The organism is Sulfuricurvum kujiense DSM 16994 (assembly GCF_000183725.1).
GTDB classification, from domain to species: Bacteria; Campylobacterota; Campylobacteria; order Campylobacterales; family Sulfurimonadaceae; genus Sulfuricurvum; species Sulfuricurvum kujiense.
Window position 1 is genome coordinate 1,753,104 of the sequence record NC_014762.1, and the last position, 24,242, is coordinate 1,777,345.

General features: G+C 49.6%; 21 protein-coding genes. 7 read left to right on the forward strand and 14 right to left on the reverse strand.

Annotated elements, in window-relative coordinates; all coding sequences use genetic code 11:
- Positions 1-78: 78 nt before the first annotated feature.
- Genes SULKU_RS15315 through SULKU_RS08775 form a run of 6 tightly spaced genes read right to left on the reverse strand, consistent with a single transcriptional unit; the run spans position 79 to position 5,259 of the window.
- Positions 79-1,599, reverse strand: coding sequence for a methyl-accepting chemotaxis protein (locus SULKU_RS15315; protein WP_013460601.1), 1,521 nt, complete (start codon positions 1,597-1,599; stop codon positions 79-81).
- Positions 1,596-2,162 carry an SCO family protein gene (locus tag SULKU_RS08755; protein ID WP_013460602.1) on the reverse strand — a complete coding sequence of 189 codons (567 nt, stop codon included), beginning with the start codon at positions 2,160-2,162 and terminating at the stop codon, positions 1,596-1,598. Before SULKU_RS08755 ends, SULKU_RS15315 begins: the two co-directional genes overlap by 4 nt.
- Positions 2,159-2,944: an indole-3-glycerol phosphate synthase TrpC gene (gene trpC, locus SULKU_RS08760; RefSeq protein ID WP_013460603.1), complete on the reverse strand. Its 786-nt coding sequence runs from the start codon at positions 2,942-2,944 to the stop codon at positions 2,159-2,161. The genes SULKU_RS08755 and trpC overlap by 4 nt, the downstream gene beginning before the upstream one ends.
- A complete protein-coding gene (locus SULKU_RS08765) occupies positions 2,944-4,200 on the reverse strand; it encodes a tetratricopeptide repeat protein (RefSeq protein WP_013460604.1) in 1,257 nt (418 codons plus the stop codon). Before SULKU_RS08765 ends, trpC begins: the two co-directional genes overlap by 1 nt.
- The gene (locus SULKU_RS08770; protein ID WP_041666791.1) at positions 4,193-4,573 is read right to left on the reverse strand and encodes a YkgJ family cysteine cluster protein; all 381 of its coding nucleotides are present in this window, start codon (positions 4,571-4,573) and stop codon (positions 4,193-4,195) included. Before SULKU_RS08770 ends, SULKU_RS08765 begins: the two co-directional genes overlap by 8 nt.
- On the reverse strand, positions 4,558-5,259 hold the full coding sequence (locus tag SULKU_RS08775; protein ID WP_013460606.1) for a tRNA1(Val) (adenine(37)-N6)-methyltransferase: 702 nt from the start codon (positions 5,257-5,259) through the stop codon (positions 4,558-4,560). Before SULKU_RS08775 ends, SULKU_RS08770 begins: the two co-directional genes overlap by 16 nt.
- 54 nt (positions 5,260-5,313) lie before the next feature.
- Here SULKU_RS08775 and kdsB point away from each other — a divergent pair, with 54 nt between their 5' ends.
- The gene (gene kdsB / locus SULKU_RS08780; RefSeq protein WP_013460607.1) at positions 5,314-6,033 is read left to right on the forward strand and encodes a 3-deoxy-manno-octulosonate cytidylyltransferase; all 720 of its coding nucleotides are present in this window, start codon (positions 5,314-5,316) and stop codon (positions 6,031-6,033) included.
- A gap of 75 nt (positions 6,034-6,108) precedes the next feature.
- Positions 6,109-6,450 (forward strand): hypothetical protein, encoded by a 342-nt coding sequence (locus SULKU_RS08785; RefSeq protein ID WP_013460608.1) that lies wholly within the window; start codon positions 6,109-6,111, stop codon positions 6,448-6,450.
- A gap of 18 nt (positions 6,451-6,468) precedes the next feature.
- Here SULKU_RS08785 and SULKU_RS08790 read toward each other — a convergent pair whose 3' ends face one another.
- The 8 genes from SULKU_RS08790 to rpsO all read right to left on the reverse strand — a co-directional run bounded on the left by SULKU_RS08790 (position 6,469) and on the right by rpsO (position 17,750).
- The gene (locus tag SULKU_RS08790; RefSeq protein ID WP_013460609.1) at positions 6,469-7,401 is read right to left on the reverse strand and encodes a M14 family metallopeptidase; all 933 of its coding nucleotides are present in this window, start codon (positions 7,399-7,401) and stop codon (positions 6,469-6,471) included.
- Positions 7,398-8,336: a M14 family metallopeptidase gene (locus SULKU_RS08795; protein ID WP_013460610.1), complete on the reverse strand. Its 939-nt coding sequence runs from the start codon at positions 8,334-8,336 to the stop codon at positions 7,398-7,400. The genes SULKU_RS08790 and SULKU_RS08795 overlap by 4 nt, the downstream gene beginning before the upstream one ends.
- Before the next feature lie 10 nt (positions 8,337-8,346).
- Positions 8,347-9,045 carry an alpha-E domain-containing protein gene (locus SULKU_RS08800; protein ID WP_013460611.1) on the reverse strand — a complete coding sequence of 233 codons (699 nt, stop codon included), beginning with the start codon at positions 9,043-9,045 and terminating at the stop codon, positions 8,347-8,349.
- Complete coding sequence (locus SULKU_RS08805; RefSeq protein ID WP_013460612.1) at positions 9,042-10,406, reverse strand: circularly permuted type 2 ATP-grasp protein; 1,365 nt, start codon at positions 10,404-10,406, stop codon at positions 9,042-9,044. The genes SULKU_RS08800 and SULKU_RS08805 overlap by 4 nt, the downstream gene beginning before the upstream one ends.
- A gap of 115 nt (positions 10,407-10,521) precedes the next feature.
- Positions 10,522-11,412 (reverse strand): transglutaminase family protein, encoded by an 891-nt coding sequence (locus tag SULKU_RS08810; protein ID WP_013460613.1) that lies wholly within the window; start codon positions 11,410-11,412, stop codon positions 10,522-10,524.
- Between the two features lie 3 nt (positions 11,413-11,415).
- Positions 11,416-13,896, reverse strand: a complete 2,481-nt coding sequence (locus tag SULKU_RS08815; protein WP_013460614.1) for a circularly permuted type 2 ATP-grasp protein — start codon at positions 13,894-13,896, stop codon at positions 11,416-11,418.
- Positions 13,897-13,939: 43 nt separating this feature from the next.
- Positions 13,940-17,308 carry a transglutaminase family protein gene (locus SULKU_RS08820; protein ID WP_013460615.1) on the reverse strand — a complete coding sequence of 1,123 codons (3,369 nt, stop codon included), beginning with the start codon at positions 17,306-17,308 and terminating at the stop codon, positions 13,940-13,942.
- Between the two features lie 166 nt (positions 17,309-17,474).
- Entirely contained in the window at positions 17,475-17,750 is a 276-nt protein-coding gene (gene rpsO, locus SULKU_RS08825; RefSeq protein ID WP_013460616.1) for a 30S ribosomal protein S15, read from the reverse strand.
- A gap of 162 nt (positions 17,751-17,912) precedes the next feature.
- Between rpsO and SULKU_RS08830 the strand changes: the two genes are divergently transcribed.
- The 5 genes from SULKU_RS08830 to SULKU_RS08850 are packed head-to-tail and all read left to right on the forward strand — an operon-like array spanning position 17,913 to position 24,137.
- Complete coding sequence (locus SULKU_RS08830) at positions 17,913-18,317, forward strand: RrF2 family transcriptional regulator (protein ID WP_013460617.1); 405 nt, start codon at positions 17,913-17,915, stop codon at positions 18,315-18,317.
- Positions 18,318-18,320: 3 nt separating this feature from the next.
- Positions 18,321-20,516 (forward strand): flagellar biosynthesis protein FlhA, encoded by a 2,196-nt coding sequence (gene flhA, locus SULKU_RS08835; RefSeq protein ID WP_013460618.1) that lies wholly within the window; start codon positions 18,321-18,323, stop codon positions 20,514-20,516.
- 7 nt (positions 20,517-20,523) lie between these two features.
- Positions 20,524-21,600 (forward strand): DHH family phosphoesterase, encoded by a 1,077-nt coding sequence (locus SULKU_RS08840; protein WP_013460619.1) that lies wholly within the window; start codon positions 20,524-20,526, stop codon positions 21,598-21,600.
- A 10-nt stretch (positions 21,601-21,610) separates the two neighbouring features.
- Entirely contained in the window at positions 21,611-23,443 is a 1,833-nt protein-coding gene (locus tag SULKU_RS08845; protein WP_013460620.1) for an ABC-F family ATP-binding cassette domain-containing protein, read from the forward strand.
- On the forward strand, positions 23,433-24,137 hold the full coding sequence (locus tag SULKU_RS08850; protein WP_013460621.1) for a pseudouridine synthase: 705 nt from the start codon (positions 23,433-23,435) through the stop codon (positions 24,135-24,137). Before SULKU_RS08845 ends, SULKU_RS08850 begins: the two co-directional genes overlap by 11 nt.
- Positions 24,138-24,242: the final 105 nt, after the last annotated feature.

The window sequence follows — 24,242 nt, forward strand, 5'->3', positions numbered from 1 at the left end:
CTTTGAATCAAAAAAATTATATTCATTTATTGTTCCACAGTTTTTAACATAATTGGCCTTGTTCCTCAACACCCGCTGCTAAAACTTTTTCGTTTTGACATCGCTCAGGACGCGATCAGCCATAACAAAGACTTCATTGGCGATCTCATCGGTATTTTTAGCGATATCGGCATTCTTTTTCGTCTCTTCTTCAAAGCCCGCCACAATGTGATTGATTTCATTAATCCCTTTGGCCTGACCTTCAATCGCATCACCGATATCGGTAATGGATTGGATCAATATACCGACGTTCGCATTGATCTCCGAAAGCGATTTTTGGGTCCGTTCGGCCAATTTGCGTACTTCATCCGCTACCACGGCAAATCCTCTTCCGTGTTCGCCGGCGCGCGCCGCTTCGATGGCGGCGTTAAGGGCAAGAAGATTGGTTTGTTCGGCGATATCGCCGATTATGGTGATAATCATTTTGATGTCATCGGATTGGCGTATTACCTCTTGCGTTCTTTGAAGAACATCATGCACGCTTTGCGTCATTCGGTCAACTTCGTACGCCGTTTTTTGAATCTCGACTGCTTGTTTTTGAGAAGCATTATCCAACTCTTCGACATTCTTTTGAAGACGATGGGCATTCTCTTCCATTGAGGTACCGTTACTCAGACTGGTACGGAGCATTGCGGCGATATCATCCCCTAAGTTATTGACTAACTGCTCAATTTTCCCGCTGCTTTTAGCGATACGCTGCGTAAAATCGAGCTTGCCGTACGATTCGACGACACGGATGATTTCCTGCAGATCCTGCCCCACCATTTGACGCAAGGCCCCGAGCATGCTGTTAAATACTTCCCGAAGTTCTTTGAGCTGAGCATTGGAAGGATTGGCGCTTAATGTCCGCTCAATAATCCCTTTTGAAACTTCAGCGGCGATGCTGACGGCTTCGTTTACCATCATGGCATCTTCACGGATCCCCTCTTCAAGCATTTTGACGTTATTGTCCGCTTGGATTTGAAGCTTGTTGCTTTGGATAAATTGATGCGATTTGGTAACGATGATATAGACCAGACCAACAACCTGCGTCGCAAACAAAACGATATGAGTCAACAAAATCCAGATGTCGCAACCGCTCGAAAATACAATGACATCCAAGCCGAACATCGTCGCATGATTCAACTGAAGGATAAAAAAGAGGATATGATGAAACGCGACCGCAACCGTAGCCAGCAAAATAGGGATAATGTCTTTATAAATCGCCAAAAATGCCGCAATAACGAACAGAGCGAAGTGCATCTCGATCATTCCCAGCTGCTGCTGGATCATAATCATTGGAAAAATGGTGAGGGCGACTCCGATGATACTGCGTCCGAGGGTTGTCCCCCGAAAGCCCAAATAAGCGGCAACGATCAGAGCCAGAGCTACCGCTCCGTTAATAAGACCGAATTGATAGGTCGAATATCGGATCGACGTGATAAAAGCCACCGTTAGGAAAGCAAGAACCCCGATAAGGAGCATAAATTTATCCGCTTTAATATAATCGGCTCTCAATCTCTCTTTTATCTCGGGACTGAGTGTCGGATCCTGCGCAGGGAAAAGAAATCTCAGATTCATTGTAACGCTCCTATGTCTTCTAAAATTAGCGATCGATTGTACGGCGAAGAGGTATAGATATAGACCAACTCATATCTTTCCCCTTTTTTTTGTATTAAATACAGATACGGCATATGCTCCGCTTCCACACCCATTTTCGTATACACCAGATTGAGGGTATGTACCATCTCTTGAAGCTCCTTGTCCGTAGGCGCGTACGACTTGAACCGTTGGTTAAAATGCTCCGCCCAGCTTTGCACCGACGAAGGATCCATTTGTGGGGTCATGTTGACAAACCATACGGACGGGACGTGTTCAAACCCTCTCTTATGTATCTCGTCATCAATTCCGGACAAATCGTTCAACGCCGGAGTACAAACACGGGTACATCCGACATAGCCGAAATAGACCAATATAAGTTCCGATGTTTCCCCTTTTAAAAAAGGAAAATCAACAATTCTTATATCTTCGCTTCTGCCCGCATGCTTCGGATCGCTCAATGCGGGAAATGCCAATCCCGCAATCGTACCAAATCCAATGATAACTAAAAGTATCCCAGAAATGGTTTTAATCGTTGATTTCATCCGTTTTTCAAAGTTTTCAGTGCCGATTCCACATCCTCTTGACGCATCAAAGACTCACCGACCAAAAACGCATCGACTCCCGCTTTGTTCAGATCTTCCAATTGTCCGTGCTCATAAATGCCGCTCTCGGCGACAATGATCTTTCCGTTTGGGATCAACGGGATAAGATCATAGCTGAGATTCATGTTCATATCGAACGTCTGAAGGTTACGGTGGTTGATCCCGATAATATCGGCACCCGCCGCAATCGCTTTGGTGAGTTCGGATTTATCATGAATCTCGACTAACGCCTCCATTCCCAGATGGCGGGTGTAGTTGAGAAGCTCTTTGAGTTCGCTCGTAGAGAGCGCCGCGGCGATGAGGAGTACGAAATCGGCTCCGTATACGAGCGCTTCGAGAAGCTGATATTTGGAGACGATAAAATCTTTGCGCAAAAGGGGGATGCTGACGTATCGACGGATTTCGGCGAGATAATCGAGATTCCCCTGGAAAAAATGGGGCTCGGTCAAAATAGAGATCGCATTCGCACCGCCGCGCTCATACGCCTGCGCAATCGCTACGGGATCGAAATCTTCACGGATCACCCCTTTGGACGGAGAGGCTTTTTTCACTTCGGAAATGATACGGTACGGCTCCTGCGGAGTCGAGGTCAGATAGGGGCGCACGTCACGCGGTGCACGGGCGTTAAATGCCAAAGAGCGTCCCAGCCATTCCATGCTGAACGCCGCTTCGCGCTCTTTTAAATCTTCTTTGGTTTTTTTGATTATCTCATCTAAAATCATTAATTTTTCTCCTTTGGTTTACACTTTTCAATCGCTTTGAGATGATCTCTGACCTCTTCTTCGTCACTGCCGATCATCGACTCGACCTGTTTGATCAGCCGCAGCGCTTCCGCACACTCGCCCAGTTTATAATTTCCCCAGGCGAGGGAATCGAGATAAAACGGCGAATCGGGCTGTTTTTCGAGGGCACGGCGGACGTACCCCATCCCCTCGGTTACATTGAGATCATGATCGATCATCAAATACCCCAGATAGTTCAAATAGAGCGGTTCTTCCAAGTCTTTGTTGGCTTTTTTCAGCCCCTCGACCACGCTTGCGAGCATAGAGGGATCGTTACGGTCGCTTGAGCCTTCGTATTTGAAAACGGCGCTTTGGGCCAGATAGAGCGGATTGTCTTCACGTTCATACAGTTTTTGCGCAAGGGTTGAAGCTTTGTCAAACGATTTGATTTTGACATAGATATCGAGCAAAAGGGGATCGTTGGTGTGGGATTTTTCCAACAATGCCGTCATTTTGGAAAAATTTTGCTGGTAGAGGTAAATTTTGAGGGCATCGTCGGCGGATGAAGGGTCTTGGAACGCCTCATAGGTCTGCTCGTACATCTGTGCCGCATCGTCCAAATCGCCTCTGTCCGCATACAGACTTCCCAACCGTTTGCCGAGGATTTGAGAGTTGCCGTGGGTTCCAATATGCGCTTTCAAAAAGTCTATCGCTTCGTTTTTTTCACCCAATTGCGTATATTGGATCAATGCGATCCTCTCAGCCGTCGTTTCGTCATAATTGAGCGCATACGCTTTTTTGAGCGCTTCCACCGATCCCGCATAATCGGCGAGTTTCAAACGGGCTTCGGCATACAGAAGGTAATTCGCCGACTCCTTGCTCTTTTCACTCAGAACAAGAGATTTTTGGGACGCTTCGCCGAAATTCCCCTCTTTGAGCAAAACAATGATCTCAAAGCGTTTTAATATCTCATCCTCGGGTGATACGGCAAGGGCCGCGGCAACCTGTTTGGACAGTCCTTTGATATCGTTGGCCTGTTCCAGCATCTTAAACGATTGGTAAAGGTACTCTTTTTTGGAGGTTTGTTTGTAAAGTTCTGTAAAAAAACCGGAAGATCGGTGGTATTTTTGGTGCATTTGAGCATCCAATGCGTAGAGGGAAAGGGTATCTTCCAATGCTTGCGTGTTTCTCACGCTCATCGGTGCGGCACTGAGTACACATCCCGTTACAATAAAAGGCAGTAGATATCTAGTCATGGATTATCCCCGGACACTCGGCTTTTAGCTCATCGATACGGTGCCGAAAATAATCCCAAAAGGGAAAGGTTCGGCACTGCAGCGGTCTGGCTTCGTAAATACTACATCCGTTTTGTGAACGGTCAAAAAACGCGCAGTCGTACGAACCGTTCACGAGGCGCTCTTTGAGCGAAAAGCGAAACCCCTCTTTGCGCAAAAACGTACGGCGAAATTCCCCCTCGTCCATTTCCAAAAGCTTTGCGATGGCGGCAATTTCGGTCACAGAGACGAATATGCTGCCGCTCTCTCCGGTACAGCAATTTCCGCCGCACGAGGCGCAGGCAGAGGGGTCGAACGCGTAGCTGAAACCTTCCTGTGTCATGAAATCAGACATTTGATACTGTGCGCCTTTGCTTTGTCGTAGATGGCCTGCACGGCCGGAGTATACCTCCCCTCTTCCTCAAACGTTATCAACGGAGGCAAGACGGTAAGCGCCGATTTGCTGTTTTTTTTAACATGGATCATCACAAGGATACTAGGACGGTCCGCTTTGGAATGGACGAATTGTACCTCAACGACTCTTAATCCTCTACTCTCAAACGCACTGCAAAGCTCAGCGAACTGACGCGCGTCGTAACAGATCGCCGCTTCACCCGAAGATTTCAGAAGTTTCGAAATCTTGGTGACAAACGCTTCGATAGGGAGATGGATATTATAGCGTGCCTGATGGAGGATCGGATTTTCCGAGCGCGCGGAACCCTCATGGTAAAACGGGGGATTGGAAACGATCCAGTCATAGCTTCCGTGACCGCCCAGTTCCAAAAAGTCCCCCTCGTGGAGCGTATAGCCGATGCCGTTGATTTGTGCGTTGCGGCGGGCAAACTCCGCATAAAGGCTCTGTTTTTCGCTCCCCTCCAGCACGACCTCTTTAAAATCGCGCGCTACCAGCAATCCGACGATCCCGCTCCCCGCTCCGACATCGAGCATTTTTCCCTTCGGTGCGAAACGGGAGATAAACCCGTACAGCAGTATCGAATCGCTGTTGTAACAGTAGCCGCCGTCGGGTTGATAAAGGAGCATTTACGTCTCTTTGCGTTATTATTTAGGCAATTATATCTCTCTATAGGTTTAACTATGATTATTATCCCTGCCCGTCTCGCCTCCACCCGTTTTCCCGAAAAAGTGCTCGCCGATATCGGCGGATTGCCGATGGTGATCCGCACCGCCAAACGGGTAGAGGGGATCGACCGTGTCGTGGTCGCCTGCGACGATGAAAAAATCCTCGATATCTGCGCTCAGTACGGCGTCGAAGCGCGTCTCACCTCTACGACGCACAAAAGCGGAACCGACCGCATCAACGAGTGCGCCCAGATTATCGACGTACCAGATGACGAACTCATCATCAACGTCCAAGCCGACGAGCCGTTTATCGAAACCGAAGTGCTGGAACTGCTGATAGAGCGTCTGAACGAACTGAAAAAGCAAAATGCTCCGTTCATTATGGCGAGCTGCTACAACGCGATCAATACCGAATCGGCACAGGACCCGAACCTCGTCAAAGTGATCACCGACGCGGATCATAACGCGATCTATTTCTCCCGTTCACCCATCCCGTTCAACCGCAGCGGGGAAGCGAACTATTTCGGACATATCGGGATTTACGGATTTACGAAAAAATCGCTCCATGATTTCTGTGCGCTGGGCGAAGCACCCCTCGAAGATATCGAAAAGCTCGAACAGTTACGCGCCCTCTATCACGGCAAAAAAATCTCGATGATCAAAGTGGCGAGTGCCGGATTCGGGATCGATACGGTGGAAGATTTGGAGCGGGCAAAGAAGATTTTCGGCGTTTGATATAAAAGGTTTTTAATTGCTATACTGTTGCTATACTTAAGTCGTAGAATTATTAAAACGAATAAAGGACAAGAAATGTCACTCATCGAAACGTTTACCGATTACGTTCTCAACCGCAAAAGCCTCAAAGAGTATGTCGAAGCCCGAAAGACGATCAATGAACGGGGCGAATTTAACGATGCCAAACTTATTCAAGCACAAGAAAATCTGGACCGCCTAAAAGCTGAAGAGCCCGAAATTTATGAGGGTATGTACGCTACATTAGCTAAAATTTATGCACAAAACAAAGGATTGACGATCGAATATCCTATCGAATTTACGCGCCAGATTCTCCGAATGTATAAAACGTCGCTTACTCCAAAACAAGTGTATGAAGAGTATACGCGGATTTTGGATCATTACCACCACGACATTTAAGGGCATCCGCCCTTTTTCTTATTTTTCGACCGAAGCGATCCGAAAAGCGATTGAATTTTGAAAAATAAGGGGGCTGGCATACTGGCATGTTAACACCCCGCCAATCGGTGCTACGATTTTTTCCAGCTTTTCCCCGCTGAGTGCATCGGTAATACGACCTAATATATCCCCTTTCTCCACTGTCGCACCGCAGGAAACCACCGAATCGAAAATACCCGCACGGGAAGCTTTTAGCACCGTAATATATTCGGGCTGTATGATATTGCTCGAATATCCCTCAAACATCGGAAGATCCAGCATCCCGCGCTTCGTCATTAAACGCACCAGCGCTTCGTGGACTTCACTGCTGGTGGTATTATTAATCGCACCGTTTTTACCGAATACGATGGAGAGGGCTTTTGTCTCCCACAGCTGCCAGTTATACTGGAGCATTACCGTCTCGATCGGGCTGTAAGGGCGATAATGGATAAAACGCATCCCCAAATCCCGTGCCGATTCGATATCCTCATAGCCGCTTTTGATGATTTTGACGTAAGGCAGACACATCCCCTGATCCCGACGCCCCTCCAAGATAATGCCGTAATCGAATCCCTGAAGGGATTGAAACAGCTTTGCGGCAATCCGCTGTGTCGTCTCACCCTGTGCATAGCCGGGGAACATCATATTGATGTCGGTTTTATCGAGCGGCCAAAACGTCTCCCCCATATTCAAAGCATAGGTATTGACCGCCGGTATTACCAGAATTTTGCCGATGATTTTCCCCTCTTCCTCTTTTTGACGAAGATAATCGACCAGACGGGAAGCAACATAAAGCTGATTAATATGATCTCCGCTCATCGCTCCTACGATCGCGATAGAAGGGCCCTTTGATTCTTCACCGAATAAAAACCCCTCGACTTTGAGCGGAGCGCGGTTGGGAGATTTAAAATTAAGTATTTCGAGCCGCTTCATCCGTTTTCTCCAAATATACGTCCGACCAAGGATCCCTCATAAACGATAGGATAGGCCCTGAGTGTAAACAGTATCCCTCCGATCGGAGCGATCACCTCATCGAGCGTTGCGCCGCTGAGCGGATCGACGATTGTCCCTACGACGGAACCTTTCTCGATCATCTGACAGTGTTCGATGGACGGAACGAACAATCCCGGCTGTGAAGCGTTCAGATATGCCACTTCCCCGACGTGCGACTGAATCGGAAAACGGACATTCAGCGGTTCTATCGCCAAAAAACCCTCTTCCGCCATCAGATTTAAAATACCGTCCAGCAGCTGATGCCCGTACGCTTTGCCCAAACGCATACCGACCCCCATCTCGACCACGAGAGTTTTCGTCCCCAGCGTATTCATCGCATGAGCAAAGGTCGATTCTAAAACCGTGACCGCATCGTGTACCCAGACAAAATCGATGTTAAGCTTATTGGCGAGCGGGACGAGGGTTTTTTCCTGGGATTTGGCGATGCGCACCTGCGGTATTTCGCGTAAAAAGACATTGGAAGAGTGGATATCAATCGCTATCTCCGATCCGCTCATCGCACTGATGACCCCATCGGCAATCTGTGCGGGGAGGAAGTCGTTTTTGCTTCCGGGAAAAATGCGGTTTAAATCGACATCATAGAAAGGAACCGAACGGGTGATACTGTCAAGTCCCAAAGAGTTGATGGCGGGATAGATATCAATCGTCGCTTTGATCTTGTCCGGATTAGCGCGAAGCCACTCTCCGAGCAAAAAACAGACGTACTGACCTTCCAACTCGTCTCCGTGAATCCCGCTGACGATGGAGATGCGCTTTGACGTTTCGCCTTCTTTGGGCGTGTATCGGCACCGCTGGATCCGAAACTGCTCCCCTACGGGAAGATCGATCGAAAAAACTTCTTCTATAACGCCCATAATGTCTCCATCATGATTGTGTTTGGAGCGATACCGAAGCGCAGGTATCTTTTTGAATCACCCGATCGACAACGCCGTTAAGAAATACCAAAAACTTCGAGATATCGGACGTTGTCACATTAATCGGACGGTAGTTGCGGTTCAACTGACGCGCGATCGCATTGATCACATCAATATCGGCCGCCACCATCTCAATCTCTCCGTAGAGCCGTAAAATAAGGTCAAATCTCTCGATCTGCTGTCCGAAACGGATCAATTGATAAGCGCGCGTACGATCCAACTCGGTCGAAAAGATCCCTAAAATCAAGCTGCAGTCATCGATAATCTCTTCGAGATTGGACGGACTCACCGCACGCTCTCGCCGCTCAACCAATTGATTGTAAATTTTATTGAGGGTGGCAAACCCTCTCTCATCAAGCAAGTGGCGCGTCTCAATCGCGTTTTCTCTGGCCCAGCTGATAATCTGCTCGATACTCCCGCCGTAGGTTCCGTATACCCCTTGTTTCAGGAAATCGAGAGCATTTTTATATTCGATTTCAACACCCAGTTTGCTATAGAGCTTATGCCCCTCCTCAAAATCCCGATCAATAATATAATCATAGGCGTTGACCAGTTCTCTAAGCATTGTCTCGGCACGCTGAACGTACCGTCCGAACCAATAGAGCCGCTGAGCGGTATTTACCGAAATAGCCATCCCGTTGATAATCATAATTCCACCACCCATGTATCTTTAAAGCCGCCCCCTTGGGACGAATTGACCAAATAGTTCCCCTCTTCCATCGCATAGCGGGTCAACCCGCCCATACTGACGGTCACTTTTTCCCCATGGATGACATAGGCGCGAAGATCGGCTTTGCGGGGGACGATACCCCCTTCCATCATACACGGCAGATCGTAAAACTCGATCACCTCCTGAGCGATCCATCGGCGCGGCTCCGCCAAAATCATCTCGATAATTTCAGCGCGTTTTTCGCTCGTTAAACGGTTCCCGAACAATACGCCGTACCCTCCCGCTTCCGCAACGTCTTTGATAACGAGTTTGTCGATATTCGCCAGAACGTATTCACGGTCTTTTTCATAATACGGAAGATAGGTCGGAGCGTTCGAGAGTATCGGCTCCTCATCCAAATAATATTTGACCATTTGGGGGACGAAATAATAAATACCCTTGTCATCGGCGACGCCGTTGCCGATGCTGTTCATAATAGCGATGTTTCCGGCTCGGTAAGCGCGCGTGATCCCTTTTACCCCGATGAGGGTATCGGGTTCAAATTCTTCGGGATCGAGAAAATCATCATCCAGCCGCCGATAGATCGCTCCGACCCGCTGGCGTTCTCCGTCGTACGAGCATAAGAAGACTTCATCGTTTTGAACGATTAAATCATCCCCGGTTGCGAGCGTGGCTCCGGTAATTTTTGCCAGGTAGCTGTGTTCGTAATAGGCGGAGTTATAGCGACCCGGGGTGAGAACGACATTGAGTCCCCCCGTATTGACGTAATCCATCGCCGCTTTGAGTTCATCACCGTAATGCTTGATTTTGCTGATTTTCATCGATTCGAAAAATTCGGGATAGGTGTGGCGAAACGCACGGCGGATAGTGAGGGGATAACTCACTCCGCTGGGAACGCGAAGGTTATCTTCGAGAATCACCCATTTACCGCTCACGGCGTCTTTCACCAAATCGATACCGCTGATATGGGTACGAATCCCTTTTGGGGGATTGACACCCATAAATTCAGGCAAAAACGCTTTTGCCGAATCGACATACTCACGCGGGACTATACCGTCTTTGACAATTTTCTGATCATTGTAAATATCGTTTAAAAAAGCGTTGAGGGCTTTGACACGCTGAATAATCCCCTCTTCCAACTCGTCGAATTCAGACTTGGGAATGATACGGGGGATCATATCGAAAGGGAAAGAGCGTTCAATAAAAGTTCCGTCTTTAAACAGATTGAAATTGACCGCATTGGCTTCTAGAAACTCTTTAAACTCAGAGACTTTACTTTGATCGACTTGATCAAAAATATCATAAAACTTTTGTAATTCAGGACATACGGGCTCGAGCATCAATACCCCTTGAAAATTAGGACTTATTCAATGATATCCTAATCTGATCTCATGGGTTGCTTAAAAAAAATACAATTACGCATTAATCATGCAAAAAGAACCTATTTATAAAAATCTACTCTCTGGAAACATCCACCATCACCCCTAAATGACTCGAGCCGCTTCCGACGACGACCCCCTGCATCGGAGAGATATCACTGTAGTCACGACCGTATCCCAAAAGAATATGCTGATCGATCGGAACCAAATTATTGGTAGGATCAAATTCGAACCATCCGAATCCCGGGAAAAATACCCCGATCCATGCATGAGACGCATCGGAACCGAATAGTTTCTCCGAACCCTCCTGTGGATTAGTCTCAATGTAACCGCTCATATAACGGACACATAAACCCGCTCCCCGCAACGCGGTAAGGGCAAAATGGGCAAAATCCTGACAAACCCCTTTTTTTTCGGCGAATACCCGCTCAACCGGAGTACTGAGATCGCTAAAACCGCTTACAAACGAGAAATCAGTAAATATCCGTTCCATAAACTCCATAATTCCCTCATACAAAGAGCGCTCCGGCTTGATGGAGTGCAGAACATACTGCAAAATCTCAGCGGAGGCGATAGGGAGCAGCGGACTTTTAAGCGCGAACTGTTTGGCTTCGATAATCTCAGGGGTAAGAAACATCATCCTCTCCTGTGCCTGCGCGTACGTAAGCGAAGCGGCTCTCTGGCGATTTTCCTGAAGCCGCTCTATCGCGTTAAAATCGATTTCTACCCTCGACTGAGCCGCAACGTTCAAAACGGTATGCGGCTCGCGCACCAGCAGATGATGCAGATGATTTCCGAAAAAATCGTCATACCCTTCAATCTCTGCCGCAATCGGCTCGATCGTGAGATCAAAATTGAGCACTTTTTGGGTAGCGGTATTTCGCGGCTGCAAACGGATAAGGTTATGGCTGAACCCGACTTCATGCTGATAAATGAATCGGGTGCTGTGATAAACGGTATATATCATCGGTTACTCGTCATAATGGGCAAAATAGGTTTTGGACAACTCCGAAGAGGCCAACAACAGCTTGGCCGAGAGTTCGGAGAGGAGCGAATCGAGTTCGCTTCGAATATATTCATTAGCGCCTAACGAACAAAGGGTATCGATTTTACTGAGCCGCAACATTGAAAAGACTTCAAAAATAGGCTCTTCATAGCGGCTTAGATAGGTGGCATTTTTAAATTTCGGCAGTTGAGGGAGGATTTTCATCAATCCATCCACCTCGCTGATCAACGATTTCGGGAAATTTATATCGAGAAGCAAAAACTCGATAATATTTCTCATCTCGTACGATGAGCGATACCGTGCACGATACGCATTGAGACTTTCGCACGTACTGAGCAGCGTCTCTAAAATTTCATATTCGCTCAGTTCGTCATGGGCAGGGGTAAGCAACGCCCGTGCTTTGGAGATAAGCAGCTGAGAACGCTCGATCCGGGCTCCGATCTCGTACAGCAATGATCCCTGATCGACAAATAAAGACTCTTGAATCAGTTCTTTATAGGCCATCAGCTGCATCAGCAGTTGATCAAGATTATGAATCATCAATCGCGGATTCGCCGTCGCTTCGGAACAAAACTGATTCCATTCACGGTTCATCCGTTCATATATACGGGACGCTTCAAGCGGTAAAATACTTTTGGCATACGTGTTAGCATTAGAGAGCATCGTAATAATCTGCGCCAAACTCCCCACTCTTGTCGCGTTAAAACTCACCGAAGCAATCTCGTCAAACGCCGATGGAGTGTTCTCCTCATCTAAAAACCCCGGATAGGTCATCGTCACGTGAGTAAGCGCTTTGGTGAGCATCTCCAAGGTTTGATGATTGGAGACCTGATCATAGCGTGAAGCGTTTGTCATATATTTGAGAGTTGTACGGATCATTCGAGCGGTAATGATGGAGCGCATAAGATAGCGTCCCAGCCAAAAAAGGTTCTCCGCACGAAGGCTCGGGATATTTTCCAACGAATTTTCCGCAGCCGTTTTGGAGTGAAACAGCGGGGTCGGAGGGATGCTTTGAGACTCTCCCAAAACCCATAAATCTTTACTGCTCCCTCCAAATTGGTTGGATACGACGAGCGAATCATTCCCCGCCCCTACCCGCACCAAAGCTCCCGGCATCACCGTATAGCGATCATCCTGAACAATCGTATAGGCACGGATAACCGCTTTTCGAGGCTCAATCGACTCTTTTACTAGGGTCGGACAGCTCGCGAACTCAACCTCCTCTTGCCCGACATAGCGGTGAGGTTGATCCAATATCTCCTGACGGAGAGATTTCAGCTCTTTTTTACTCAGCTGTTTGCCGATATAGGTGTGTTTTTCCCCCAGCCGATCGATTGTTTTGATAATAAGACGTTCCAAATTATCCAAAACGAACTCTTTTTCCTTGCTCTGCCCGCACCACCATGTGGCGATCTGGGGCAATATGAGCTCTTCATCCAAAAAGTAGCGTGCCAAATGGGACATAAACGGATTCAGCCCCAAATTTTCCAGTACGCCGCTTCCCAGCGGGTTCAGCATCTCTACCCCCCCCGCTCTGATCGACTGAACCAATCCGGCGACACCGAGCTGCGAATCCTGACGCAGTTCCAACGGATCACAGTAGCTCTCATCCACACGGCGTAAAATCGTATCCACACGGCGGAGCCCTTTAAGACTTTTGAGCCAGACGGCTCCGTTTTTAGCCAGCAGATCCTGTCCCTGAACCAAAGTAAGCCCTAAAAAAGAGCTCAAATAGGCATGTTCGAAATAGGTTTCATTGTGCGGCCCCGGCGAAAGAAGGACGTTAAGCGTCTCACTGTGGCGTCCGGAACCCTCGCCTTGAAAAATCGATTTAAACGTTTCGAAAAAATCGTACAGCCGTTTGACCGAAATCCCCTCAAACATATCGGGCATTGCCCCGTTCATCGTCAGGCGGTTTTCGATCGAGTATCCCAAACCCGAAGGGGCTTGTGTACGGTCATTGACCACCCAGATTTTTCCGTCAGGCCCGCGTGCCATGTCGGCGGCATAGATCGTCAACGGCATTTTCATCCCGTGCATTTCGCGCATAAACCCGCCGTGCGCATAGATCACTTCCATCGGGATAATGCCCTCTTGAATCGCTTTTTGTTCGCCGTAGATATCCTGCAGCAGCAGATTAAACAGTCTGCACCGCTGCTTAAGCCCCTCTTCCACCAGATTCCATTGTTCCTCTTCGATAATCAAAGGGATCGGATCAAGTTTCCACGGGCGATTAAATCCGCCGGGATCATTGTAAACGTTGTAGGTAACTCCGTTGTCTTCCAGACGCCAGTCGATCTCTTTTTGCTTGACGAGCAACTGTTCCAAACCGATCCGTTCAAGATTCGATTTCAGTTTCTCCCAATGAGGGCGAATATTTTTTTCCGCGTCAAACATCTCATCGTACGATGAACTTTGAGAATAGCGTTCAAAGATAGAGTCCAAAGCAGATTACCTTTTACTTATTAAGTGTGTAGCGGATTTTACCCTATTGTGCATTAGGGCTCCATTTTCGGCGCAAATCGAGGGTATGCGGATATTCCAGCGACCCCGGAAGCTCTTGATACGCGAACACTTTTTTCTGAGGGTGATTTCGGACAACCCGCGAAGCAGTCTCTTCACCCGATTCTTGGGAACGGATAAGCGGTTCATGCACCTCTTCGATCTCCCCTTGGGTATGTCCGAATCCCCAGTAGCGGCTGATACGGCGTGATTGCGCTTCGAGGGAATTGACCGGAAACGTATCGTAGGCACGACCGCCAGGGTGGGCGATAAAATAGGTAAACCCTCCCATGGAACGTCGGTTCCACGTATCGACGATATCAAACACGAGCGGCGTATCGACCCCAATCGTCGGATGGAGTGCCGACCACGGCTGCCATGCACGGTAGCGCACGCCAGCGACGAATTCCCCCTCCACACCCGTCGAGACGAGAGGGACCCGTACCCCGTTGCAGGTGATGACATAGCGTTCGCTGACGAAATCATTGACCTTGATCTGTACCCGCTCTACCGAAGAATCGACGTATCGGGCAGTTCCCTGCGAACTCGATTCTTCCCCCAGTACGTTCCACGGTTCGATCCCGCCACGCAGTTCACAATGTATCCCCTCGATCGTACTCATCCCGTACAACGGGAAACGGAACTCGAAAAACGGATCGAACCAGTCGTTCTCAAACCCGTACCCCTCGGCACGCAAAAATGCGACGATATCACGGATATCGTCGCGGACGTAATGTTCGATCAGAAATTTATCGTGCAGCTGTGTCCCCCAACGAACCAATTTATGTTTGTACGGTTTTTTCCAAAAGAGCGACACGAGGGTACGGATCAGAAGCATCTGCACCAACGACATCTGGGCGTGCGGCGGCATCTCAAACCCTCTTAATTCCAAAATCCCGAGTCTCCCCGTGGAGGAGTCTGGGGAATAGAGTTTATCGATACAAAACTCGCTTCGGTGGGTGTTCCCCGTCAAATCGGTGAGCATATGGCGAAACAGCCGGTCGGTGAGCCAAAACGGTACCTCTCCCTCTTCCGGGATTTGGTTAAACGCGATCTCGAGTTCATACAGGTTTTCCAACCGCCCCTCATCGACGCGGGGAGCCTGAGAAGTAGGCCCGATAAACTGTCCTGAGAACAGATATGAGAGACTCGGATGATGCTGCCAAAACGTAATAAGCGAGCGCAAAAGTTCGGGACGGCGCAGCAGCGGACTGTCACTCGGTGTAATCCCTCCAATCGTAACATGGTTTCCTCCCCCCGTTCCGCTTTGCTTGCCGTCTTGCATAAATTTGAGTGTCCCCAGACGGGAGAAATGGGCATCTTCATAGAGGGTATCAATGACATCCGTGAGCTCTTCCCAGCTTGAGGTTGGATGGATATTCACCTCGATGACCCCCGGGTCCGGAGTGACCCGCATCTTCTCCAGACGCAAATCGTTCGGAGGCTCATACCCCTCGATCATGACCGCCATATTCAGTGCTTCAGCCGTCTCTTCGATCGAGGCGATCAGGTCTAAAAACGCTTCGGTATCGGTGATCGGAGGGAGGAAAATAAAGAGTTTGGATTCGCGTATCTCGACACTCAGAGCCGTCCGGACGAACACCTCGTAATCCGGTGTTTTTTTCGTCGTTTTTTTCACCTTTGCCGCACGTGCTTTTACCGCACTGTGGTATTCTCCCAGTGAGGGAAAAGCGGCAAAAAGATCGGGTTCGAAACTCTGTTCCAGCTCCACCTGCGGTTTATGGGTCAGCGAATCAAGCGGCAGACGCAAGCCTACCGGAGAGGTTCCCGGTGCGAGAAAGAGCTGCGCACGTCTAAATTCCCAACGGCATGTTACCCAGCGGGTCGTCCCCCAATTCAGCGGGAGGACGAATCCGGCAGGTTTATCGATGCCGCTGGAGAGATTCTCTGCCAATGCGCGCCGCTCTAATGAATCTTTCATCGATGTTTTCATCGGATCGACATCGATCGGCAGCAGCGATTCTTGCAGGAGTGCGATGAGAGGGTCGTTGTAGGCATCGTGAATGTTTTGATCGCTGATTCCCAGATTCAGACAAAGCTTGGCTAAAAATTTCCGTGCATCTTCGGGAGTGTAATCGAACGTCTGATCCAGACTCGCCAGCAGCTCGGGGTTATTCCAGATCGCTTGGCCGTCACGCCGCCAAATAATCGTGCTCATCCATCGCGGAAGCGGTTCACCCGGATACCATTTGCCCTGCGCATGGTGAAGCATTCCCCCTTTTCCAAACGATCTTAAAAGACGGCGGGAGAGGACATTCGCCAACTCACGTTTGTGAGGGCCGTCCGCTTCGGTATTCCACTCTGGCGATTCCATATCGTCGATGGAGACAAACGTCGGTTCTCCCCCCATCGTGAGACGGACATCGTTTTTCACCAATTCCTGATCCACCAGATGCCCCAGTTTGTCAATCGCTTCCCACTGCTCGGCTCGGTAAGGTTTTGTAACCCGGGGAGATTCAAAAACGCGCGTAACAGTGTTGGAATAGGTAAATTCGACCTCGCACTTATCCATAGCCCCCTCGACGGGAGCGGCACTCTCAGGATTCGGGGTACATGCCAGCGGTATATGTCCCTCGGCGGCGAACAGTCCGCTCGTCGCATCCAGCCCGATCCATCCCGCACCCGGGATATAGACCTCCGTCCACGCATGCAGGTCGGTAAAATCCTCCGCAGGGCCGCTAGGGCCGTCCAATGAAGCGACATCGGCGGAGAGCTGAACGAGATACCCCGAAACAAACCGTGCCGCAAGCCCAAGATGTCGAAGCACCTGCACGAACAGCCATGCGAAATCGCGGCATGAACCCAGCTTGTTTTCCAGCGTCACTTCGCAGCTCTGCACCCCCGGTTCCATACGGATTGTGTAGTCGAGATATTTATGGACCGCCATATTCAGATCGACGAGGAAATCGTTAATATTTCGGGGAGTCAAATCGAGCGTTTTGAGAAACTTTTTGAGTTTTTTACCCTCTTCGGTAATCTCCAGATAGGGGGATAACTCTTTTTTGAGCTCTTTTTTATATTTGAACGGAAAATCAGTCGCATACTCTTCGACGAAAAAATCAAACGGGTTGATACTGACCAATTCGGCCAAAACCTCCACATCGATAGAGAGTTCCGTCGTCTTCTCCGGAAAAACGATCCGTGCCAGATAGTTTCCGAACGGGTCTTGCTGCCAATTGATAAAATGATCTTCCGGCTTTATATTGAGCGAATACGCTTCAATCGGCGTACGGCTGTGAGGGGCGGGACGAAGACGTATCACATGGGGAGAAAGATTGATCGGTTTATCGAAAGCATAATGGGTCTTGTGTGAGAGAACGACTTTGAGCGACATCGGATTCCTTTAGGCAATCTACTGGATGATGGCAAAGGATAACACAATTTACACTAAAGCAATAAACAACGGCTGTACAATAAACAGACAGAGTGTTATTAAAAAGATAGTATGCGCTTAATATATGGGTAAAGAGAGGAGATCCCCGAAGATCGGGGAAGAAGAATTAGATGTTGTCGCGGATACCGAGATCAGCAACCAATTTGTTGTAGCTTTCGCGGTTTGTACGTTTCAAATAACGCATCAAACGGCGGCGTTGACCGACAAGTTTCAAAAGACCGAGACGTGAGCTGTGGTCTTTTTTGAATGTTTTCAAGTGCTCAGTAAGAGCAGCGATACGAGTTGAAAGAAGCGCGATTTGCACTTCGCTTGAACCTGTGTCACCTTCAGTTCTTTGGTATTGTTTGATAATTTGCGTTTTGTTCGCCGTATCTAAAGCCATAATAGCCTCCTGATGGGTATAAAATTTTACTTGAAAGACAATCCGTTCAAGCAGGGTCGGAATTATAGCGAAAAAAATCACGTTTTACGCTAAAAAATTCTGCAAGTAGCCTCTTATGATTTTTAGCTATAATAACCTTTTTATTGCAGGAGGGTGTTTTAGATGCTAATGACTAAAGCGAGTGAATACGCATTGTTGTCTCTGATCGTTTTAGCCAAAGCGGGGCATCCCCTCGATGCGGACACCCTCTCCAAAGAGCTCGATATCTCCAAAAGCTTTTTGGCGAAGATTCTGCAGTCTTTGGCACGGCAGGGAATTCTCAACTCTTACAAAGGGGTAAACGGAGGGTTCGAACTTGCCCGCCATTCCCGCGAAATCACCGTACTGGAAGTGATGGAAGCGGCCGAGGGGAAAAGCCCGGCGGTATTCAGCTGTTCCCCGTCGCAGGAGGATTGCCCCTCCAATAAAGCGATGAGTTGCGGATTATGGCCGTTTCTAAACCGATTGCAGGGAAAAGTGGATGCCTTTTTAGGCACCCTCACCCTCGAAGCCATTTTAGAAGAGTAATGTTTGGCAAAAGTAAAGAATAGAACTCCCGACGTTAAAACGGTATTATCGGCACTTTTTGCCTCCCGTGACCTCAGCGTCGTCTTTTTTGTTATGGCGATTTTGGCGATTATTATCGTCCCGATGCCGAGCAGTATGCTCGATTTTCTTTTGGCAATCGTCATCGCCATATCGGTTCTTATCCTGCTAATATCGCTTTATATCCCGAAACCGACCGATTTGACGACCTTTCCGACACTCTTGCTGGTCATCACCCTCTTTCGCCTCTCGCTTAATATCTCCACAACGCGGATGATTCTAAGTCACGGCCACGAGGGGCCCGAAGCGGTCAGCGATATCATCACCAGTTTCGGAAATTTCGTCGTCGGCGGAAATATCGTCATCGGGGTTATCGTTTTTATTATTTTGGTTTTGATCAATTTCATGGTTATCACCAAAGGTTCAGGCCGCGTCGCCGAAGTTGCAGCACGCTTCACCCTCGATGCGATGCCCGGAAAACAGATGGCGATCGATGCCGATCTCAACAGCGGACTGATCGACGAATCCGAAGCCAAACGGCGCCGTGCGGAGATTTTGCAGGATGCCAATTTCTACGGAGCAATGGACGGGTCGAGTAAATTTATCAAAGGGGACGCCGTCGCGGGGATCATTATCACGATGGTCAACATCATCGGCGGATTTCTGATCGGGATTTTTCAATTTAATCTTGATGTCGGTACCAGTGCCCAAACCTATACGATCCTCACGATCGGGGACGGTCTGGTAGCGCAGGTACCTGCGCTGATCATCTCCACCGCAACCGGTATTATGATCACACGCGGTTCCAGCGATACGGGCGGAAACTTCGCCGAAGGCAGTATCAACCAGCTCATGGGAAATGCCCGTGTCATGATCATCGTCGGATTCATCATGCTCCTTTTTGCTTTGGTTCCGGGTTTACCGACACTCTCATTGGGCTTTGTCGGGCTTGTTTTCGCCGGCTTGGGATACGCACTCTATAAATATGAGAGGGGAGAACTCGTCCTCACCTCCGCACCCGCCGTTGCGAAAAAAGACGGTTCGCCGAGTGCCGGGGTCCCAGGGGCTACAGAAGGGGGCGCTGCTGCCGCACCGAGGAAGAAAACAAACGAAGAGATCGCCAAAGAGGAAGAGGCCGCCCTCGAAGATATCCTCAAAATCGAGATGCTCGAACTTACCCTCGGGTATCAGCTTATCCGTTTGGCTGACAGCGCTCAAGGGGGTGATTTACTCGAACGTATCCGCTCGATGCGCCGTAAAATCGCTTCGGATTTCGGCTTTTTGATGCCGCAGGTCCGTATCCGTGATAACCTCCACCTCAAACCGACCCAGTACGAAATTCTCCTCAAAGGGGTCAATATCGGCGACGGATTCATCCAGCCGGATCGCTACCTCGCGATGGACAGCGGCATGGCGATGGCCGAAATCGACGGGGAACCGACGAAAGAGCCGGCATTCGGCCTCGATGCACTGTGGATCGTCCCGGAGCTGAAAGAAGACGCCATTATCAACGGCTATACCGTTGTTGACCCGGCAACCGTCATTTCGACCCATATGAGCGAACTGATCAAACGCCATGCCGAAGAGCTTCTCACCCGCCAAGAGACCCAATCGCTCATCGAAAAAATCAAAAACGACTATCCGGTTGTCGTCGACGATCTTCTCAAAGTGGCAAATATCGGTCTTATCCAGCGGGTATTCAAAGCCCTCTTGCACGAGCGTATCCCTCTCAAAGATATGATCACAATCCTCGAGACGATGGCCGATGTCGCCGAATACACCAAAAGCGTAGACATCATTACCGAACATGTCCGTGCCAAACTCTCCCGTATCATCACACAGGCCTACACCAGTCCTGACGGTGTCATCAAACTCCTGACGTTCGATACGATGAGCGAACAGATGATGCTGGAAAAATCGCAAGAGCGAGACGGAACCCGCCAGCTCCTCCTCAACGTCGGTGAGATCAACGGGCTGATCCAGGCCACCAGCCAAAAAGCGACCGAACTGCTCCAAAAAGGGATTTCGCCGATCATCGTCATCGTCGATCCGAAACTCCGCCGCCCGCTGGCCGAGATTTACGAACGGTTCAGTCTCGACATCGTGACCCTCTCCCATGCCGAAATCGATTCGAACGCCAAATTCGAAGTGCTCGGCTCCATCACTTTAGATACCAAATAGGAAAACCATGACCAAAACTTTTTACCACCTCTCCCACATCGATCTCGACGGCTACAGCTGCCAACTCGTCATGGCGCAAACCTCACATACCATGTTCAGCTACAACGCCAACTACGGTGCCGAAGTGATGGATCGCCTCGAAGAGATCATCGATACGATCAAAAAAAGCAAACAGAGCGCCACTATCCTGATCACCGATCTCAACCTCTACCCCGAAGAAGCCAAATGGCTGAATAATGAAGTCAACCGCCTCAACGAGGGGGGATGGAATATCACCATCACCCTCCTCGACCACCACGGCAGCGGGAAAGATACGGCGGCACAGTATCCGTGGTATTTCCTCGATACCGAGCGCTGCGCGACGAAAATCGTCTATGAATACGCGATGGAACATTACGGTCTGGAAGCGGGCGGATGGCTCGAAGCATTTGTCAAAGTGGTCAATGCCGTCGATCTGTGGCACCAGGACGAAGTGGAAGATTTCGAATACGGCAAGGTGTGCATGCGCCTCATCTCTGACGCCAAAGAACTCAGCCGCGTCATGTTTGCCGACGAAGACCGCGCCTATAAGCTCGCTATGCTTGAGCAGGCGGCGCAAATGCGTAACGTCACCAACGCCAACATCATTCTCGATGAAGCGCTCCATAAAATGAAAAAAGAGTTTTTCAAAGACGGTGTCGATGATACCCTCGACAATCTCTCAACCAAATATATCGTCGCGTTACTGGGGACCAAACGATCCACGATGACCATCTATTACAAAGGGTGGAGAGGATTCTTGAGCTACGGGCTGGGGAATACCTCGATCATCGGAAACGGCTTTTTGACCGAATTTAGTGATTTTGACTTCATCGTCGATGTCGGTACACGCGGTACGATGAGTCTGCGCGGTCATAATAAAGTGGACGTGGCTCTCATGGCGGGCGAATGGGTCGGCGGCGGCGGACATCCGAACGCGGCGGGCGGCAGAATCCAGGGGTTCAAAGAGCAGTTTCGCTTCGATAAAGTGAAACGGCAGATGGAAGATATGCTCTCCAACAAAGAGGCGATGCCGGGAAAACTCCCCCATAAAATAGAGGAATAAGTACCGTTTTATGATTCAGATCAACAATCTCACCAAAAGCTACGGGACACGCTTCCTGTTCGAAAACCTCTCCCTTAAACTGAACGCCGGAAACAAAGTCGGATTCGTCGGACGCAACGGGAGCGGAAAATCGACCCTTTTTAAAATTATCCTCGGCGAAGAGCCTTACGATTCGGGAGAAATCATCATCCCGAAAAACTACCGTATCGGTACGCTGCGCCAGCATCTGCATTTTACCCATAAGAGTGTCCGTGAAGAGTGTGCCTCCGTCCTAGAGGGGGATATGGAGCACGAAGTCTACCGGGTCGAGAAGATCCTTTTCGGTCTGGGGTTTACGCAGGAGGATCTGGAGAAAGACCCGCTGAGTTTTTCGGGGGGATATCAGATCCGACTCAACCTCGTCAAACTCCTCGTCACCGAACCCAATCTCCTGCTCCTCGATGAGCCGACCAACTACCTCGATATCGTCTCTTTGCGCTGGCTGGCGTCGTTCATCAGATCGTTCGAGGGGGAAGTGATCCTCATCACCCATGATCGCGATTTCATGGACTCGGTAACAACCCATACGATGGGATTGCGCCGACGAAGTGTCAGCATCATCAAAGGCGACACCCGCAAATATTACGCCAACCAGGCACAGGAAGACGAACTCTACGTCAAGACCAAAATCAACCACGATAAAAAGCGTGCCGAGCTGGAAGACTTCGTCGCCCGCAACAAAGCCCGCGCCTCTACGGCGACACTCGCGCAGTCCAAACAAAAAGAGCTCGATAAGATGGGAATTATGGAAGATCTGGAAGGAGAAAAAGACCTCTCTTTTTCATTCTCGTATAAACCTACCCCCGCCAAAGTGATCATGCAGGTCAAAGATCTCTCGTTCGGATATACCCCTGATGAGCTGTTGTTCAAAAACCTCTCGTTTGCGCTGGAGGCAAAAAAGTGCCTCGCCATCATCGGTAAAAACGGCAAAGGGAAATCGACGCTGCTCAACACCCTCGCGGGGGTTTTGACACCGAACGGGGAGATTACCGCTCACCCCTCCACCGCCATCGCCCATTTCGGGCAAACGAACATCGACCGACTCGATAAAAACCGCACCATTACCGAAGAGATCCAAAGCGCCGACAACACTTTGCAAAACGTCCGTATCCGCGGTATCTGCGGGACGATGATGTTCAGCGGCGACGATGCCGATAAAAAGATCTCCATCCTTAGCGGGGGAGAGCGCAGCCGCGTCATGCTGGGCAAAATCATCGCCACCCCCGCCAACCTCCTCTTTCTCGATGAGCCGACCAACCACCTCGATATGCAGTCGATCGATTCGCTCTGCGACGCGCTGAAACGCTTCGAAGGCTCCGTCGTCATCGTCACCCACTCCGAGATGCTATTACGCGAGCTTGCCGATCAGCTCGTCATTTTCCGTGAGGGGAACGCCGAGTTTTTCGACGGAAACTATGATGAGTTCTTGGAAAAAATCGGATGGGACGAAGAGATCACCGATGCGCCGAAACCTGCCAAAGTGACTCCGAACGTCAATAAAAAAGAGAACAAACAGCTTCGAGCCGCCCTCATCCAAGAGCGCTCCAAACTCCTCAGTCCCCTCAAAAAAGAGGTCGAGCATTGCGAAAACACGATCATGAAACTCGAAGAGAAGCTCAAAACTTCCCATGAGCTTTTAACGACCTATTCCAATCAGGGAGAAACATCCAAACTCCTCGAACTCTCCAAACAGGTCGGTGAGGATGAGAAGATGATCGAAGAGCTGTTCGAGCGGCTCGAGATCGCCAGCGACGAGATCACACGTATCGAAGCTGAATACGAGGAAAAGTTGAGTGAGCTCTAAACTCCGCCTCGACAAGCTCCTCTCCTCGCTGGGGTATTGCAGTCGGCGCGAGGTCGCACTCCTCATCCGAGAGGGGATCATCACCCATGCCCACAATCTCCCCCTCAAAAGCGATACGAAAGTCTCCCATGACGAAATCCTCTGTGAGGGGGAACCTCTCGATCCGCCGCAGGGGATCGTGATCCTGATGCACAAGCCCGCAGGTCTGGTCTGCAGTCATGACGACGGCGAGGGGAAGCTTGTCTATGATCTATTGCCCGAACGGTGGCGGCTTCGCGATCCGAAAATCTCCACCGTCGGGCGGCTCGACAAGGATACGAGCGGTTTATTGCTCCTCACCGATGACGGCGCCCTGCTCCACCGCCTCACCTCTCCCAAACATAAAGTGCCGAAAGTGTACGAAGCGAGACTCGATAGAGCGCTCAAAGGGGACGAAGCAGAGATATTCGCCTCGGGAACACTGATGCTTAACGGCGAAAAAACCCCGTGCCTCCCCGCCAAACTCACCGTCATCGATGATACCCATGTGACACTGGAGATCGTCGAGGGGCGGTATCATCAGGTGCGGCGGATGTTTGCGGCGGTCGGGAATCATGTCACGGCATTGCACCGCTGCTCTTTCGGGACACTTACCCTCGGCGATTTAAAGGCGGGGGAATACCGCCTCATCGACGCACAATCACTGTCAAAATAATTAATATTATGCACTTTCTGGGCAAAGCCCATCAAGTGGCAGGGACAAATGTCCCTACAACCCCCTAAAGCTACCCGTATCTTTCGGATACGGGAGAACATTAAT

Excerpts from the sequence above, each read along its gene's own strand:
- SULKU_RS15315 (WP_013460601.1), bottom strand. The coding sequence starts at position 1,599 with ATGAATCTGAGATTTCTTTTCCCTGCGCAGGATCCGACACTCAGTCCC.
- SULKU_RS08755 (WP_013460602.1), bottom strand. The coding sequence starts at position 2,162 with ATGAAATCAACGATTAAAACCATTTCTGGGATACTTTTAGTTATCATT.
- trpC (WP_013460603.1), bottom strand. The coding sequence starts at position 2,944 with ATGATTTTAGATGAGATAATCAAAAAAACCAAAGAAGATTTAAAAGAG.
- SULKU_RS08765 (WP_013460604.1), bottom strand. The coding sequence starts at position 4,200 with ATGACTAGATATCTACTGCCTTTTATTGTAACGGGATGTGTACTCAGT.
- SULKU_RS08770 (WP_041666791.1), bottom strand. The coding sequence starts at position 4,573 with ATGTCTGATTTCATGACACAGGAAGGTTTCAGCTACGCGTTCGACCCC.
- SULKU_RS08775 (WP_013460606.1), bottom strand. The coding sequence starts at position 5,259 with ATGCTCCTTTATCAACCCGACGGCGGCTACTGTTACAACAGCGATTCG.
- kdsB (WP_013460607.1), top strand. The coding sequence starts at position 5,314 with ATGATTATTATCCCTGCCCGTCTCGCCTCCACCCGTTTTCCCGAAAAA.
- SULKU_RS08785 (WP_013460608.1), top strand. The coding sequence starts at position 6,109 with ATGTCACTCATCGAAACGTTTACCGATTACGTTCTCAACCGCAAAAGC.
- SULKU_RS08790 (WP_013460609.1), bottom strand. The coding sequence starts at position 7,401 with ATGAAGCGGCTCGAAATACTTAATTTTAAATCTCCCAACCGCGCTCCG.
- SULKU_RS08795 (WP_013460610.1), bottom strand. The coding sequence starts at position 8,336 with ATGGGCGTTATAGAAGAAGTTTTTTCGATCGATCTTCCCGTAGGGGAG.
- SULKU_RS08800 (WP_013460611.1), bottom strand. The coding sequence starts at position 9,045 with ATGATTATCAACGGGATGGCTATTTCGGTAAATACCGCTCAGCGGCTC.
- SULKU_RS08805 (WP_013460612.1), bottom strand. The coding sequence starts at position 10,406 with ATGCTCGAGCCCGTATGTCCTGAATTACAAAAGTTTTATGATATTTTT.
- SULKU_RS08810 (WP_013460613.1), bottom strand. The coding sequence starts at position 11,412 with ATGATATATACCGTTTATCACAGCACCCGATTCATTTATCAGCATGAA.
- SULKU_RS08820 (WP_013460615.1), bottom strand. The coding sequence starts at position 17,308 with ATGTCGCTCAAAGTCGTTCTCTCACACAAGACCCATTATGCTTTCGAT.
- rpsO (WP_013460616.1), bottom strand. The coding sequence starts at position 17,750 with ATGGCTTTAGATACGGCGAACAAAACGCAAATTATCAAACAATACCAA.
- SULKU_RS08830 (WP_013460617.1), top strand. The coding sequence starts at position 17,913 with ATGCTAATGACTAAAGCGAGTGAATACGCATTGTTGTCTCTGATCGTT.
- SULKU_RS08840 (WP_013460619.1), top strand. The coding sequence starts at position 20,524 with ATGACCAAAACTTTTTACCACCTCTCCCACATCGATCTCGACGGCTAC.
- SULKU_RS08845 (WP_013460620.1), top strand. The coding sequence starts at position 21,611 with ATGATTCAGATCAACAATCTCACCAAAAGCTACGGGACACGCTTCCTG.